General features: G+C 39.5%; 14 protein-coding genes and 2 pseudogenes. 6 read left to right on the forward strand and 10 right to left on the reverse strand.

The window, feature by feature from the left end; translation table 11 throughout:
• The 6 genes and pseudogenes from Q0X66_RS08500 (at position 1) to Q0X66_RS08525 (ending at position 4,897) form a co-directional block, all read left to right on the forward strand.
• Positions 1-750 carry a Na(+)-translocating NADH-quinone reductase subunit C gene (locus Q0X66_RS08500; protein WP_297705321.1) on the forward strand — a complete coding sequence of 250 codons (750 nt, stop codon included), beginning with the start codon at positions 1-3 and terminating at the stop codon, positions 748-750.
• A gap of 2 nt (positions 751-752) precedes the next feature.
• A complete protein-coding gene (locus Q0X66_RS08505; protein ID WP_297705323.1) occupies positions 753-1,400 on the forward strand; it encodes an NADH:ubiquinone reductase (Na(+)-transporting) subunit D in 648 nt (215 codons plus the stop codon).
• Between the two features lie 21 nt (positions 1,401-1,421).
• Positions 1,422-2,159 (forward strand): annotated as a pseudogene (nqrE, locus tag Q0X66_RS08510) (NADH:ubiquinone reductase (Na(+)-transporting) subunit E); the annotation flags it as partial.
• Positions 2,139-3,461 (forward strand): NADH:ubiquinone reductase (Na(+)-transporting) subunit F, encoded by a 1,323-nt coding sequence (gene nqrF / locus Q0X66_RS08515; protein WP_297705348.1) that lies wholly within the window; start codon positions 2,139-2,141, stop codon positions 3,459-3,461. The pseudogene nqrE and the gene nqrF, both read left to right, overlap by 21 nt.
• Before the next feature lie 58 nt (positions 3,462-3,519).
• Complete coding sequence (locus tag Q0X66_RS08520; RefSeq protein WP_297705325.1) at positions 3,520-3,888, forward strand: Na(+)-translocating NADH-quinone reductase subunit F; 369 nt, start codon at positions 3,520-3,522, stop codon at positions 3,886-3,888.
• On the forward strand, positions 3,845-4,897 hold the full coding sequence (locus Q0X66_RS08525) for an FAD:protein FMN transferase (protein ID WP_297705328.1): 1,053 nt from the start codon (positions 3,845-3,847) through the stop codon (positions 4,895-4,897). Before Q0X66_RS08520 ends, Q0X66_RS08525 begins: the two co-directional genes overlap by 44 nt.
• On the opposite strand, the gene Q0X66_RS08530 is transcribed toward Q0X66_RS08525, so the two are convergent.
• From Q0X66_RS08530 to Q0X66_RS08570, 10 genes and pseudogenes are all read right to left on the reverse strand, one after another.
• Entirely contained in the window at positions 4,898-5,662 is a 765-nt protein-coding gene (locus Q0X66_RS08530; RefSeq protein ID WP_297705330.1) for a class I SAM-dependent methyltransferase, read from the reverse strand.
• A 14-nt stretch (positions 5,663-5,676) separates the two neighbouring features.
• Positions 5,677-6,495 (reverse strand): type I methionyl aminopeptidase, encoded by an 819-nt coding sequence (gene map / locus Q0X66_RS08535; protein ID WP_297705332.1) that lies wholly within the window; start codon positions 6,493-6,495, stop codon positions 5,677-5,679.
• Positions 6,496-6,518: 23 nt separating this feature from the next.
• Entirely contained in the window at positions 6,519-8,036 is a 1,518-nt protein-coding gene (gene gpmI / locus Q0X66_RS08540) for a 2,3-bisphosphoglycerate-independent phosphoglycerate mutase (protein WP_297705334.1), read from the reverse strand.
• A 317-nt stretch (positions 8,037-8,353) separates the two neighbouring features.
• Positions 8,354-8,521 carry a DUF6747 family protein gene (locus tag Q0X66_RS15925; RefSeq protein WP_348136998.1) on the reverse strand — a complete coding sequence of 56 codons (168 nt, stop codon included), beginning with the start codon at positions 8,519-8,521 and terminating at the stop codon, positions 8,354-8,356.
• Between the two features lie 117 nt (positions 8,522-8,638).
• Positions 8,639-9,409, reverse strand: a complete 771-nt coding sequence (locus tag Q0X66_RS08545) for a M48 family metalloprotease (RefSeq protein WP_297705336.1) — start codon at positions 9,407-9,409, stop codon at positions 8,639-8,641.
• Positions 9,410-9,446: 37 nt separating this feature from the next.
• The gene (locus Q0X66_RS08550; RefSeq protein WP_297705338.1) at positions 9,447-10,181 is read right to left on the reverse strand and encodes a M15 family metallopeptidase; all 735 of its coding nucleotides are present in this window, start codon (positions 10,179-10,181) and stop codon (positions 9,447-9,449) included.
• A gap of 256 nt (positions 10,182-10,437) precedes the next feature.
• Complete coding sequence (locus Q0X66_RS08555; RefSeq protein ID WP_297705340.1) at positions 10,438-11,604, reverse strand: gliding motility-associated C-terminal domain-containing protein; 1,167 nt, start codon at positions 11,602-11,604, stop codon at positions 10,438-10,440.
• 33 nt (positions 11,605-11,637) lie between these two features.
• Entirely contained in the window at positions 11,638-14,376 is a 2,739-nt protein-coding gene (locus tag Q0X66_RS08560) for a hypothetical protein (protein WP_297705342.1), read from the reverse strand.
• A 273-nt stretch (positions 14,377-14,649) separates the two neighbouring features.
• Positions 14,650-15,798 (reverse strand): gliding motility-associated C-terminal domain-containing protein, encoded by a 1,149-nt coding sequence (locus tag Q0X66_RS08565; RefSeq protein ID WP_297705344.1) that lies wholly within the window; start codon positions 15,796-15,798, stop codon positions 14,650-14,652.
• 1 nt (position 15,799) lies between these two features.
• Positions 15,800-16,643: pseudogene (locus Q0X66_RS08570) on the reverse strand (hypothetical protein); the annotation flags it as partial.

Here is a 16,643-nt window from a genome sequence, read left to right on the forward strand (position 1 = left end):
ATGGCATTTAATAAGGAAAATAATAGTTATACCATAATCTTTGCGGCTATAATGGTTATTGTTGTTGGATCAATCCTGGCATATCTTGCCTCGGCATTAAGTGGCAAAATTAAGGAGAATGAAAGATTTGAAAAGCAGCAGAATATTCTCTATGCCATGGGCGTGAATGAAAATGAGGATGAGGGTAGTGTAAATTTCGTACCCACTGATAAAGTAGAAGCCGAGTTTTCAAAGTATATCACTGAACAACTTGTAATAAGTGGAGATCAAATAACAAAGAATGATGAGGCATACCTTATTGATCTTAAAAAACAAATTGCAGCATTAAAGAAAGGTGAAACCGCAGAGCTTCCTCTTTTTATAGGTGAAAAAGAAGGAAAGAAATATTATATCATACCCATGTATGGTAAGGGGCTATGGGATGCTATTTGGGGTTTTGTAGCGTTGAATGAAAATATGGTTGTCCAGGGGGTTTACTTTGATCATAAAGCAGAAACACCAGGACTTGGGGCGAATATAAAGCAACGTTATTTTATGGACGATTTTATAGGGGAATCAGTATTAAACAATAACCAATTCAAAGGAATTGCGGTAGCAAAAGGGAATAATGACCCGGTGAACAAAATAAAGGATGACAATGAAGTAGATGCCCTGGCAGGAGCTACCATAACAGGTAATGGTGTTTCGGCAATGATTAGGGAAAGCGTAAATATATACAAGGACTATTTAGAAACTATTAGAGTTAATTAAAAATGGCACTACTTTCAAAGAAAGACACAAACCTTATTTTAGATCCACTTGCGGATAACAACCCAATTACCATTCAGGTACTTGGTATTTGTTCTGCACTTGCCATTACGGCAGAATTGCAGGCCTCCGTAGTTATGGCCATTTCTGTACTTTTTGTTTTAGGGGTAGGGAATGTAGTTATTTCTCTATTGCGAAATATCATTCCTACTAAGATCAGAATTATTGTTCAGCTAATAGTTGTTGCAACATTGGTAATCATCGTAGATCAGGTTCTGAAGGCTTTTGCTTATGACTTGAGCAAGACACTGTCTGTTTTTGTCGGTCTGATTATTACCAACTGTATTATAATGGGAAGGTTTGAAGCCTTTGCCTTAGGAAACGGACCCTGGAAGGCTTTTCTAGACGGTATTGGTAATGCTTTAGGTTATGGAATAATTCTGATAATTGTTGGCTTTTTTAGAGAGTTATTGGGATCGGGAACCTTATATGGATTTAAGGTTTTTGGAGATCCGGTAACTAAAACAGGATTGTACTCCACCGGTTATGAGAACAACGGTTTTATGATTATTCCCCCTGCAGCACTTATAGTTGTTGGGATTATAATCTGGATACAACGCTCCAGGAATAGAGCACTAATAGAGGAAAACTAATTTACTTTTTAAGAGAAGATTATGTTAGAACATATTGAATTATTTTTTAAATCCATCTTTATAGACAACATGGTATTTGCTGTGTTTTTGGGGATGTGTTCTTATTTGGCTGTATCCAAAAAAGTAGCCACTGCTGTTGGATTGGGAGCTGCAGTTATTTTTGTGCTTGCTGTAACAGTCCCTCTAAATTGGTTATTGGACCAATACTTATTAAGAGATGGAGCTCTTGTTTGGCTAGGTCCCGAATATGCTGATTATAACTTAGGCTTTTTGTCATTCATTCTTTTTATTGCGACTATAGCCACTATGGTTCAGTTGGTAGAAATAGTGGTTGAAAAATTTTCACCTGCCTTGTATAACTCCCTGGGTATATTTTTACCATTGATTGCCGTTAACTGTGCTATCTTGGGGGGATCCCTGTTTATGCAATCGAGGGAGATTGAGACATTAGGTTTGGCATTTAATTATGGGGTTAGTTCTGGAATAGGTTGGTTTTTGGCCATTTTGGCAATTGCGGCTATTCGCGAAAAGATAAGATATTCAAATGTACCCCCGCCTTTACGAGGCCTGGGAATTACCTTTATTATAACTGGATTAATGGGGATAGGTTTTCAAAGTTTTGGTGGGATGCTTACCGGTGGGGATGAAGCGCCTGCAGCGGTGGAAGAAACTACTGTTGAAAAGATAGAAGAGAACAAAGTAATAGTTGAAGTTGAAGAAGAAATAGATGAGAAAGAGATTTCTTATAACGATTTAATAATAGCTACAAGCACCTTTGGAACCATAACAATTACGGTTATTGCTTTTATGATATTGTTGTTACTGCTGGTGACACTTTTACTTTTTACAAAAGAAAAACTTTCTCCGTCAGGTCCTGTAACAATAACTATTAATGGAGAAAAAAAGATACAAGTTGCCTCAGGGAGTTCTTTACTTTCAACCTTAGGGAACCAAAAGGTATTTCTACCCTCAGCTTGTGGAGGTGGGGGTACCTGCATTCAATGTGAGTGTCATGTGTTGTCCGGTGGTGGTGAGGCACTTCCTACAGAAACACCTCATTTTTCAAAAAGGGAATTGACTGAAGGTGCAAGATTGGCGTGCCAGGTTAAGGTAAAACAGGATATGGAAATTACTATTCCTGAAGAAGTTTTTGGTATTAAAAAATGGGATGGGACAGTAGTACGTAATTATAATGTTGCATCATTCATTAAAGAATTTGTGGTTGAAATACCTGAAGATATGGGATATAAAGCCGGAGGATATATTCAAATTGAGATTCCACCCTGCGAGATAAAGTATTCCGATATAGATATTACAGCTCACCCTGAAGAACATGAGACTCCTGATAAGTTTCAAAATGAGTGGGATAAATTTAACCTTTGGCCTTTGACAATGAGAAATACAGAGGTGGTTGAAAGAGCATATTCAATGGCTTCTTACCCTGCAGAAGGCAGGGAAATAATGCTGAATGTTCGAATTGCCACCCCGCCATGGGACAGATCCAAGAATGGTTGGATGGATGTAAATCCGGGTGTGGCTTCTTCTTATATTTTTGCTCAAAAACCGGGAGATAAAGTGACCATCTCAGGGCCATATGGTGAATTTTTTATCAATGAGTCGGATTCGGAAATGCTATATATTGGAGGGGGTGCAGGGATGGCTCCAATGAGATCTCATTTATATCACCTCTTTAAAACCCTTAAAACTAATCGTAAGGTTGCTTACTGGTATGGAGGTCGTTCAAAACGGGAATTATTTTACATAGAACATTTTAAAGAATTAGAAAAAGAGTTCCCGAATTTTAAATTTTATATGGCACTCTCCGAACCTCAAGAAGAGGATAACTGGAAAGTCAAGGAGAATCTGGACGCCCCAGGTGACGGGTTTGTTGGGTTTATTCATAATTGTGTCATAGACAATTACTTAAATAATCACGAATCTCCTGAAGATATTGAACTCTATTTTTGTGGCCCCCCACTGATGAACAAGGCCGTGCAAAAAATGGGAGAGGATTTTGGTATTCCGGATGAACATATCCGTTTTGATGACTTTGGAGGTTAATAATTTTAACTGTATATAATTTAAAACCGATATTGATCAATATCGGTTTTTTTAATAAATGAATAATAAGTTACAGGCGTTATCTGAGCAAGAATTGCATAACCTGGCAATGAATATTGTTGGGAGGCAGCTTGAATCTGAAGGATATGAATTTATGGGTGTTAACAGCAAACCAAAGAAAAACCCTCAGTTCGTTTGTCTTAAAGAAAAACAACTGCATTTTATTGTTGTACGAAATGTTGTTTACCCCAATGACCCTGGAATATATGACTATGGCCTTATGATAAAAATTAAAGAACAAGCATCCAAATTTGAGGCTAAGACATATTATGCAGGAGTAGGTTTGTATAATGCTGAAGATCAAAATCTTCCAGTTTATCTTAATGAAGCTTATATTGTGGATTATAATGGTCTTCTCGAAATTTAGAAACAGGGTACTCTATCTTTGCCTGTCAGGAATATTCATGGCTTCCTGTGGGTTGGATTCTGGCACCTTTGTCAAAAGCACACACTTTGGAGAGGCTTTGGGCACTTCATATAGTATTACGATCCTATACCTGGAAGAACTCAATCTTGAAAGAGAAATAGATTCTGTATTCAAGGTTGTAAATTATTCAATGTCTACATATTTGCCCGATTCAGATATTTCTAAGATAAATCAAGGAGATTCAAACATTGTGGTAGATAAGATGTTTCGGGATGTATTTGAGCTTTCAAAAGAAGTTTATTCTGATACTGAAGGTTACTTTGATCCCACGGTTGGCGCACTTGTAAACGCCTGGGGATTCGGACCGGGGAAACAGCTGGCATTGGATAGTACCAAAGTGGATAGTATTCTGCAATTCGTGGGTTTTGATAAAGTCCGATTAACCGAAAAGGGAACTGTAATTAAAAATGATCCCAGAATTTTCTTCGACTTCAATGCAATTGCTAAGGGATATGCAATAGACCGCCTGGCTGAGCTTTTAGATCAAAAGGATATTGAAAATTATTTAATTGAAGTAGGAGGTGAGATCATTGCCAAAGGAGAGAATAAATTAAAACAAAAGTCCTGGATTGTTGGTATTGATGATCCTCAGGTTGAGGAGGGAAGAAGGTTAAAACTCACGCTTCAGCTTAGAGATAATGCTATGGCATCATCCGGTAATTATAGAAAATTCAGGATAGATTCTATCACGGGTAAAAAATTTGTTCATACAATTAATCCTAAAACGGGTTATACCAGGGATGCTAATATTCTTGCTGTCAGTGTAATAGCAAAAAATTGTGCAAAGGCCGATGCATATGCAACTGCATTTATGGCGATGGAGTTATCAGAATCCATAAAACTCTTGGGCGCCCACAAAGAACTAAATGCATATATCATTTATATTGACGAAATAGGTGAGGTTACTGAATTTATGACACCGGACTTCAAAAAGCTTGTAGTTTACTGATCATTTACTAACAACGGGTATTATTTCGCCTTTTGCCAATCTGTATTTTTCTATATCGGAAACTGTCATGCCCGATGTATAATCTACCGGATTAACTTTAAATCCCGCTTCTTTTAGCCTGTCAAAATAATCACGTCCATAAATACGGACATGATCGTATTGTCCGAAAATTTTAGCCCGCTCTTTCTTATCGGTAATAGAATCATCTTCATAAGTGACTTCTCTTTTAAGATCCTGAGGTATTTGAAAAATACCCCAACCAGAAGGTTTAAGGACACGATAGAGCTCGCCTATTGCTTTTCTGTCGTCCGGGATATGCTCTAATACATGATTACAAAAAATAATATCAAAAGAATTATCCTTAAAAGGAAGCGCACAAATATCTGCCTTCACATCTGCAAGTGGAGAGTTTAGATCTGTGGTAGTATACTCCAGATGTTTTAGCTTCTTAAATTTTCTATAGAAAGCCTGTTCCGGAGCAAAATGTAAAACCTTGTGAGGTACTGTAAAAAAATCGGTTTCATTCTTCAGGTATAACCACAAAAGTCGATGTCTTTCCAGAGATAGGGTAGAGGGTGAAAGAACGTTTTCCCTGGGGTTTTCATATCCATAAGGAAGGAAACTTTTAAATTGCTTGCCATCAATTGGATCTGTATACTTATCCCCTTTTAGAGTAATGGAAAGAATGGGTCTTGCCAGGTAGCTCAGTTGAATTAATAAAGGCCTGGGTATTTTATTTAGGACATATTTGAATAGTTTTTTCAAAATCCTTTTGCAGATTAAAGTTGAAGCTTCTTTGTCCTAAATTCTTCTTCCTCATTATTTTTTATACCAAGTGCGTCATAGATATATTGGAAGGTAGAAAGTAATTCCGGTTTACCTTGAATAAGGGCAACATTATGCTCAAAATGAGCACTTGGCATGCCATCAGAGGTTAGGATGGTCCATCCATCACGGAGCTGTTTTATGCGCTTGGTACCCATATTAATCATAGGTTCAATGGCCACTACCATCCCGTCTGCAAATTTCTTTCCTCTTCCACGCTTGCCATAATTTGGCATCTCGGGTCCTTCATGGAGTTTTTTTCCCAGACCATGACCCACGAGTTCCCGTACTACCCCGTATCCGTGGCTTTCGCAGTAATTTTGAATTGCAAAACCAACATCTCCAACACGGTTTCCTGCCTTGAATTCCCTGATTCCTCTATAAAGAGATTCCTTAGTTATCCTGAGAAGCTTTTTGGTTTCTTCATTTACATTTCCCACTTCAAACGTATATGCATGGTCTCCGTAAAATCCGTTTTTTAAGGCACCACAATCTACGGAAATGATATCCCCATCTTTCAATGGTTCTTTGTTTGGAATGCCATGTACCACCTGTGCATTCGGACTCAGGTTTAATGTATTTGGAAAATCGTACATACCGAGAAAACCTGGTTCAGCACCATGATCACGAATAAATTCTTCTGCCAATTTATCCAGGTAAAGTCCGTCAACACCCGGCTTAATTTCGGAGGCCAGCATACCTAGAGTTTTAGAAACTACTAGAGCACTTTCTCTAAGAAGTTCAATCTCTTCTAATGTCTTAATAACTACCATGATGCAAATTTAATATATTCCACCTATATCAAAGAGTGTTGCGTCATTAATGCCGGCTGTGGAATTCCCATTAGTTCAAGAATTGTTGGAGCAATATCACCAAGCACACCATCATTTATTTTTCTTATATCCTTATCAACCAGGATTAAGGGTACCGGATTTGTTGTGTGTGCAGTATTTGGCGTACCATCTGGATTAATCATAGTATCGCAATTACCGTGATCTGCAATAACCAGGGTAGAATATCCATTATTCAGTCCAGCGGTGATAACCGCTTGCGCACATGCATCAACCGTTTCGCAAGCTTTTATTGCAGCATTCATATCGCCTGTATGTCCTACCATATCGGGATTTGCGAAGTTAAGGCACACAAAGTCAACTTCTCCTTTATTTAACTCGGGAATTATAGAATCTCTAATTTCATAAGCGCTCATTTCCGGTTGCAGGTCATAAGTTGCCACCTTTGGTGAAGGGCATAATATCCGTTCTTCACCCTCAAAAGGGATTTCTCTGCCTCCGTTAAAGAAAAAAGTTACATGAGGGTATTTCTCTGTTTCAGCTATTCGAATCTGTTTCTTACCCCTGAGAGCAAGAACTTCACCTAAGGTCTCCTCAATATTATCTTTGTCATAAACTACATGTACACCGCTAAATGAATCGTCATAGTTAGTAAGAGTTACATAGTAGAGATCCAGTTTATGCATGTTTTGTTCATGAAAATCTTTTTGACTTAGCACCTGAGTTAGTTCTCTGCCCCGGTCTGTCCTAAAATTGAAGAAGATGACTACATCGCCCTCTTTTATTTTAGCCAGTGGTTCCCCGGCTCCATTAACCATAGAAATTGGTTTGATGAATTCATCGGTGATACCTTCATTATAGCTTTTTTGCATCGCTGCAGATATATTCTTAAAAGGTTCGCCTTTCGCATTAACCAATAAATCGTATGCAATTTTAACGCGTTCCCATCTTTTATCCCTATCCATGGCATAATATCTGCCAACAACGGAAGCCAGTTTAGTATTTTTATCCGAGCAGAAGTCGGTCAGATCCTCTAAGAAAGTAATCCCACTTTTTGGATCTACGTCTCTTCCATCTGTAAAAGCGTGAATAAATGCATTTTCAACACCATAATTTTCACTTACCTCAATAAGTCCTTTTAAATGGTTAATATGGCTGTGAACTCCTCCATTACTAACCAGACCCAGAAAATGTACATTCTTGTTATGGTCTTTGGCATAAGTGAATGCTTCTTTTAGTTCTTTTTCTTCCCTTAGTGTATTTTCTTTAACGGCAAGATTAATTTTTGCCAAATCCTGATATACAATTCGCCCGGCTCCTAAATTCATATGGCCTACCTCACTATTACCCATTTGTCCCGTTGGGAGGCCAACATTCATTCCATCCGTTAGAAGATTAGCATTAGCGTAATTTTTGTAAAGCGAATCTACAAAGGGTGTATGGGCGTTATCAATAGCCGAAACTTTAGGGTCTGGAGATTTCCCCCACCCATCCAGGATCATTAAGATTACCTTTTTATTCATGGTTCTTTATTAAATGAGTTAGCTAAAATACAGTGATTTAACAAGGTTTACCAGTATTCTTAGAGGCTTTTTTTAAAATTTACTCTAAGACGAAATCTTCTTTAATATCTTCAACTGCAAAGAAAGGCTGTTTGTTAAAATAAAGTTATTTCTATGTTAATGGTGAAACAATTACCATTAATTGGCGTCTATAATTATATAATCACAATTATTCATCAATCAAGAAAAAACCCTGACATTAATGTCAGGGTTTTTTGTTTGGATTGGTTTAAAATAATTAGTGTTCTTGTAAAAGGATTAATTGAAAATTAAGCTAACTAAAATTCAAATCCAGTAAATGCCCTATACAAAAAGGCATAAATGGCCATAGATAGCATTAATACACAGAAAAAGGAATAAATTTTTAGCAGTACTACAACAAATTCCGGTTTACAGTCGTCAAATGCTTCTAAATAAAGACTTTTAAAATGCAATAGCGTTCCCATATAGTTTTTTTAACTAAAAATCAAAGCTATAAGGGTTAAATTAAGGGCATAAATCAGATTGGGAGGTATCCAAATATACAAAAAAAAGATTCATGGCCCAGAATAACCAAATAAATCTTATCCGGTCTGTTCTTCGTATTTCTGGATAGATTCCTTAATTTTTTCAATTCTATTATCAGGGTCCGGATGCGTGCTTTGAAATTCAGGAATTCTATTTGGCCCGGCCGAGGCTTTTAAAATCTCCATTACATGGATCATTTCTTCCGGCTCATAATCACTTTGTATCATGAATAAAACCCCCAGATCATCGCTTTCCAGTTCGTCATCACGGCCATTTGTTAAAAGTGTATTTTGGCCAATGCTACCTACCAGGCTGCCAGCATCGGCACCCACACTGGCACCCATCGATACAGTTTTCCAAAAATTGCTTTCTGCAATGCGTTCCGCTGAATGTCTGCCTATCACATGCCCAATTTCATGTCCAAGTACGCCAGCTAACTGTGATTCATCAAGCTGCTTGAATAGTGCATAAGTAATAAAAACCTGTCCACCAGGTAATGCAAAGGCATTAACAGTTTGGTCATCTGCCAGCAGATGAAATTCGTATTTATATGGAGTTTCCCGTGCAATACTGTTTTGTACTAAGCGGTTTCCAACGGCATCTACCAGGGTTTGAAGGCGCTCATCGGGATATAAGCCTCCGTATTGCTGAGCCACTTCGGGAGCACTTTGAAGACCAATAGCAATTTCTTGCTCAGAGGTCATATTGATATTTTGAACTCTTCCCGTATATGGATTTTCTTCCTTATTGTTCCAACGCTGAATAAGTGCAAATGCGACTATTACCAAGCCAATGACTATTCGAATTTTCCAACTTCCTCTTCTCATACTATTTATCTCTATTATTCTAAAGTACAAAAAATGCTCACAAAAGTTCTGGATTTATGTCGAGTATATTATCCTCAATATAGATTTTTACAAATTCTGTAGTCAAATGATCACTTCCTAAAAAGTCCTCTTTCTCCAGCTGTTTCATAATATTTTTAAGTCTGAAAGATTTAAGCATGGGTATGGATAAGGGAGCATAACTGTAATGCCAGGGTTCATATTTAAACCCTCTCCTCTTGGAATCATCGGTATAAACCAGGCAATAGTCATACTTTTTAGAGTTTTCGTCCATCCAAAGTTTGAATTTTTCAAATGGACCTCCTGTCTCAAATTTACTAGTGACAAGTACATCACCATCTACCTCGGGGATACCGTCAATAAGATCAATATCAGTTCCCCAATGATGCCTGCTTGTACCAGGAATGGTAGAATACTCTATTATTTTATCAATTGCATCCAGTGGTTCCATCCCATCATCATCCGTATATTTTAAATATTTACGTTCAAAAATTGCTGCCTGCTTGTCAAAACTACGATAACTCGAGACGACTTTTATGTCAATTCCATCAGCAAGTGCTGCCTTTCTCATTTCAACAAATGCATCATGTGCATCCTTCCTTAAATTTATATCATCACCATATAGCTCAATATCTTCTTTGCCCATTAATTCCTCAATGGAATATTTGGTTTCTTGAAGTAATAGAGTGCTTGGGACAATAGTTAGGGCAAGACCACCAAACCCACTTCTTTTAATAAACAACCTTCTTTCCATAATTGATTTTTGGTTTAATCCGGGACATGCTATCTTCAAATCAAAAAAGATACCATTTATTTAAATATGATTCTTAAATATAATCAATTTACCATATAACAATGTCTGGTATGTTGTACTTCTAAACAGTTTACTTCAAAGTTAATAAGTATTTTGAGAAAATATCTATCCTTTAGAGTGTTTATCACTTTGTAAAAAAGTACTAAATAAAAAAAAGCCAGGGATAATGATTAAAGGATTTAATTGGGATACCGGACTAGTTGGAAATATAGAGATAGCCCTGGTGTTTACGTCGCAAATCATTTAGGGTAATAATATAAAAGTATATGCCTGTTTCTAAGCCCGAATTCTTTTGAATTGCGTTTTCCATGTTCGAATAGCCATTAAACTGGCCATTGTAGTTATCCATGGTATAAACCAATACACCATAACGGTTAAAAATCTGAAGGGAATTATTCGGGGATTTTTCAATACCCTCAATGGTTAGTACATCATTTTGACCATCACCATTGGGGGTCATATAATAGTTGTCCAACTCTATGGTATCAAAGGTTTCGAGCATGTCATCATTGCCGCCTATTGTAATAATCTCATAATCATTGGGGACAAAAAGATCGGAAGTAATTGAACCGTAGTCCATACCTCCATCCACACCTGTATTACCCAAATTCACCCATTGGTTTTCAGATTTGTTCCATCCTACTACTTTAAGATCACTGATGAATTCACCCAAAGCAGCAATATTGCTATAACCATCCCAACTAAGAGTTACATTGGAAGGAATATCTCCTTCAAGTCTCCAAAATTCCACATTACTGACAGACATATATTCTGAAGACCTTTTATCCGTGTTATAAAAGGCATTCAAAGTTTTTGAATTATTGGGATCTTCAAAAAAGTAAGCACATTTTGCCAAAGAATTTACGGCCATGGATTGTATAGTTAAGGGCCTTAACCTTTGGTCATCTCCAACAGGAAAAACAAAAGTATCTTTATTGGTGATAGCCGCATAACCATCTACCTTTGAAATACTGCTTTCTCCTGTATAAAATGAATTGTCAAAGAAGTTTGAATAAATTGCTGATTGTACTCTGGGGGTAATGATATTACCTGTAATTAAATTTCCATTATTATTTACACCTAAGGATGTCTGAAGAATCAAACCGTTTTCCACGGCTACTTCAGCATCAAAAAAAACTGGAGTAAAAGCTCCTGAGACAGTGAGTTGACCAAAATCACTGTAAAAGCCTACCAGCCCCATGTTTTGGTCAAAGGTACCGTCATTAATCAAATCGAGATGAAAGCCTACCTGAGCAGTTTCATGTATCTGAATGGTGGTAAAATTATGCATAGCCTCCTGCGCTTTACCCATCATAGAGCAAAGTAAAAGGATTGAATATAATATATATTTTATGGTGTTCATATATTTTATAACCGTTGCTTGATCCAGAGTCTTCTATACTTTATTTATTAGATGCCAGTTAGTACCGTCGCTTTGCAACCAATAAGTTGTATCCTTTTTCAATTGATCTTCTGTGTCACCATTTTCTTTAAGATAGTCTATGTTCGTATTATTATCACCGTTACCAATATTCTTTAAAACATAGATTCTACCAATGCAACTATTGGCAGCCGGTAAAGTTATAATCAGGTCTTTCATGTTCATAATTAAGGTAAAGTCATTTTCATCTAGTGTTGTACTTACCGAAGTACTTCTGATAGCTGAGGAAACAGATCCTGCAATTTGCAGGGTAGAATTAGGGGTAGCGGTACCAACACCTACCTTACCATTTATGAAACCAAGGTTCTCAGTGTTCATATCGTAGGTCCTTGTTTCAGATTTCTGGGTAAGATTATCGGTCGCTAAATTGGCTCCCAGAAGTTGAGATAATGAAACCGAATTTCCTCCTAATCCGGATATGTAAAGGTCGCTACCAGCGAGCGATAAAGTTTGAATCTCGTTACTTGCATCGGCATCGGCATCATCTACATTAACTGTAATGTTATTTCCTCCTGTGATAGAGATGTCTCCTGGAGTACCGTCTGTAACTAATGTTTGGTCATCTGTGGCTGGATCCCCTTGCGGGCCTTGTGCTCCTACAGCACCATCAGCACCATCTGCGCCATCTGCACCCACAGGTCCTTGTATTCCCTGCGGTCCTTGTGGGCCAACTACTCCGGCTGGTCCCTGAGGTCCCTGAGCACCATCAGCACCATCAGTTCCAGGTAAACCTTGAGGTCCTTGCGCGCCATCAGCTCCATTAGCTCCTGGTAGTCCCTGAGGTCCCTGAGTACCATCAGCTCCATCAGCACCATCAGTTCCAGGTAATCCCTGAGGTCCTTGTGCACCATCAGTTCCATCGGCACCTGCTGGTCCCATGGGTCCTATTGGTCCTTGTGGTCCTACTGCGCCATCTGCTCCGTCAGCGCCATCTGCACCTGCGGGTCCTGTTAATCCTATTGGTCCTTGGGCACCATCTATCCCATTTGTTCCGGGTAATCCTTGTGGTCCTTGAGCTCCGTCAACACCGTCACTACCATCAGCTCCATCAGCTCCTGGTAGTCCCTGTGGTCCCTGAGCTCCGTCAGCACCATCAGCACCGTCTGTTCCATTTGTTCCTGGTAATCCCTGCGGTCCTTGTGCACCGTCAGCACCAGCTGGTCCCGTTAATCCTATTGGTCCTTGTGGTCCTATTGCTCCATCGGCTCCTGCCGGTCCTGTAAGTCCTATTGGTCCTTGTGGTCCTATTGCACCGTCAGCTCCTGCGGGTCCTGTAACTCCTATGGGTCCTTGCGGTCCAACTTCACCATCAGCACCATCAATACCATCGGCACCTGCGGGTCCTGTAACTCCTATGGGTCCTTGCGGTCCAACTGCACCGTCAGCACCATCGGCACCATCTATTCCGTTAGCACCTGCCGGTCCAACAGCGCCATCAGCACCTGCGGCCCCTGTTAAGCCTATGGGTCCTTGTGGTCCTACTGCACCGTCAATTCCGTCAACACCATCTGTACCATTAATACCGTCTGTTCCATCTGTTCCGTCAGCGCCATCTGCACCTGCGGGTCCTGTAAGTCCTATGGGTCCTTGCGGTCCAACTGCACCATCAGCACCATCGGCACCATCTATTCCGTTAGCACCTGCTGGTCCAACTGCGCCGTCAGCGCCATCAGCACCTGCGGCTCCTGTTAAGCCTATGGGTCCTTGTGGTCCTACTGCACCGTCAATTCCGTCAACACCATCTGTACCATTAACACCGTCTGTTCCATCTGTTCCGTCAGCGCCATCTGCACCTGCGGGTCCTGTTAATCCTATGGGTCCCTGTGGTCCGACTGCGCCGTCTGCACCATCAGCACCGTCTGCACCTGCCGGTCCAACTGCACCGTCAGCGCCATCGGCACCATCTATTCCGTTAGCACCTGCTGGTCCAACTGCGCCGTCAGCGCCATCAGCACCTGCGGCTCCTGTTAATCCTATGGGTCCTTGCGGGCCTATTGCACCATCTACTCCATCAGTGCCATCGGCACCTGCGGGTCCTGTTAATCCTATTGGTCCTTGTGGTCCTATTGCACCGTCAGCTCCTGCGGGTCCTGTAACTCCTATGGGTCCTTGCGGTCCAACTGCTCCATCAGTGCCATCAATACCATCGGCACCTGCGGGTCCTGTTAATCCTATGGGTCCCGGTGGTCCAACTGCGCCGTCTGCACCATCAGCACCGTCCGCACCTGCCGGTCCAACTGCGCCGTCAGCACCATCTAATCCGTTTGTTCCTGGTATTCCTTGTGGTCCTTGTGCACCGTCCGTACCGTTAACTCCTGCAGGTCCGGTTAAATCTGAAGAAGTAAAAGAGGTACCATCCGAATAATTTATTGTAAATGTTCCATTCGCGTTATCTACAAATGTAAAAGTACCTGGAGTTGAACCGGATCCATTACAGAGATCATTCCATTGTGTACCATTGTACAAGAAGACGCACTGATTATCGATATTGTAAACCAAAGCACCTCGTAATGGCGTAATGCTTTGCATCTGAGGAGTAGTAAGACGGGTAAGAACAAAAGCCTTATTGCTGCTTTCCAGTTCAAGTATGGAAGCTGCATCTATGCTATTGGGGTTTTCACCTATTTTTACCTGTGCTGTCGCCATTGTTGAAGACGCGACTAAAAGTGCAAAAAGTAATTTTTTTAGGTTCATTGTATTAAGATTTGGGCCAAAATCAATAATTCAACGTAAAAATAGCCCTAAGATGAGGACCTGGATAGAAAATGTTGTGTAGTTCTAAAAATGTGTGGTGAAAATGGTTAGCGCCGTTTATAAGCGGAGAATATGGCACTTTATCGACTTTCTAAAGATTTCAGAATTATCGATCCAAATACAAAAAAACCGGCTAAGATTATTTACGATATTGTTGGATATCCGGAAATATGAATTGCTTATCGGTATTTGATTTTCCTAAATGTCTGCAAATCAATCATAAGCCAGATAAAAGTAACCCTGATACTTAAGGTTAAGGTCTTTTAAATCAATAAGATAGAAGTAAACACCTTCAGGTAAGTGATTATTGTTTTGGTTAATATTTCGATTTGGGATTCCTTGAAATTCATTTTGGTAATTGGTTTTTTCATAAACTAAATGACCAGACCTATTGAATACCTTAAATTCATTATTTGGCGATTGCTCCATAATTTTTAAACTAAAAAAATCATTTATTCCATCCCCATTTGGTGTTAAGGCATAGTTGCCAGGTTCGTTGGCTTTGGTATTAAACAAAAATCCCAAAGTAAAGATTTCATAATCATTGGCGTTGAAAATATTGGAAGTGACAGTCCCATCCTCGGTATTTCCTTCATAATTAGAGTTACCCAAATTATCCCATTGTTCATTTTTCTTGCTCCAGCCTGCAACTGTTACACTTTCTATGCCATCAACCGAAGCTTCCAGGTTAGAACCGGAGTTCCAGTTAAGAGATATTTGTATCCTGCCCGTAGTTGTCAAATTCCAGAACTCCTGAGAATTTATACCTCCTAAACTGCTATCCCTATTGTTAATATTAAAACTTTTGGCAAAACTTCTGGGATAATCAGGGTTTTCAAAAAAGTAAGCGCATTTTGCCAGGAAAACATCACCGATAAATTGTATTTGTAGTGGTCTCATCATATCATCATAACCAACGGGAAAACTAAATATCTTTTGCCCTTCAACGCCCGCCTGACCGTCAATCTTGGAGAGATTTGCTACACCTTCATAATCCGCTTTTGCAGAAAACTTTGTATAGATATTTTTATTGGCTCTGGAGGATATAATATTTCCATATATTATACCAAGTGAGTTGTCTATGTTGATTGGAAGTTCCAGATACAGATTGTTTTCAACTGCTAATTCCAGATCATAAAATGTTGGACTAAAAGCTCCTGAAATCAAAAGCGACTCTTTATCGTGATAAAACCCAATTAGCCCTAAATTTCTGTCAAAACTCCCATCGTTGGTAAAATCTGTGTGGAAACCCACTAAGCCTTTCGTATGAAGCTGTAAATTACCATAATTATGCACCCCTTCCTGACCAAAAAGGTCATGGCTAATTAGAGTAAGTATTATGAATAATCGTATTAGAAACATATTATTGGATGTTTATTTGCTGCCAATTGGTTCCGTCGCTTTGTAGCCAAATAGCTTTATTCTTGTTTAAACCATCGTTTTGAGACCCCTTATTACATATATATTTTGTGGTTGTCTTGTTATTCCCTTTGCTGATATTTTTTAGTACATAGATTCTCCCAGGACAACTACTGGCTGAAGGAAGACTAATATTGAGGTTTTGTTCTTTCATAACTAGTGTATAATCATTTTCATCTAGCGTTGTACTTGTGATCGTAGATCGTATAGGTGCCGCAATTGCCCCTCCTATGTGTAATGTAGAGGTAGGAGACGTTGTTTTGATACCTATATTCCCATTTGTAAAAGCCAGGTTTTGATTATTTATATTGTACGTTCTGTTTTCTTCTTCTTGAGTAATATCAATGGAACCTAAGGTTGTATTATCATCTAAATCAACACCGGGAGGTCCTTGTGGTCCTTCAGGACCATCAGCACCTGCAAGTCCAGTTAATCCTATAGGTCCTTGCGGACCAGTTTCACCGGTATCACCAGTTTCACCTTTAGGACCTATTTCTCCTGTATCTCCTTTTTCACCATTTTCACCCTGAATTCCTTGTGGTCCCGTATCCCCTGTTTCACCTTTAGGACCTTGTTCACCTGCGGTACCATCAGCTCCTGCGGGACCTTGAGATCCGGATTCACCCGGAATGCCTTGTTCTCCCTGGTCGCCCTTTATTCCTTGTGGTCCTACAGGACCATCAGCACCTGTAAGTCCGGTTAATCCTATAGGTCCTTGCGGACCAGTTTCACCGGTATCACCAGTGTCTCCTTTATCGCCTTTAGGTCCCTGCGAACCTTCAACTCCG

The organism is uncultured Eudoraea sp. (assembly GCF_947260015.1).
In the GTDB taxonomy this organism is placed as follows: domain Bacteria; phylum Bacteroidota; class Bacteroidia; order Flavobacteriales; family Flavobacteriaceae; genus Eudoraea.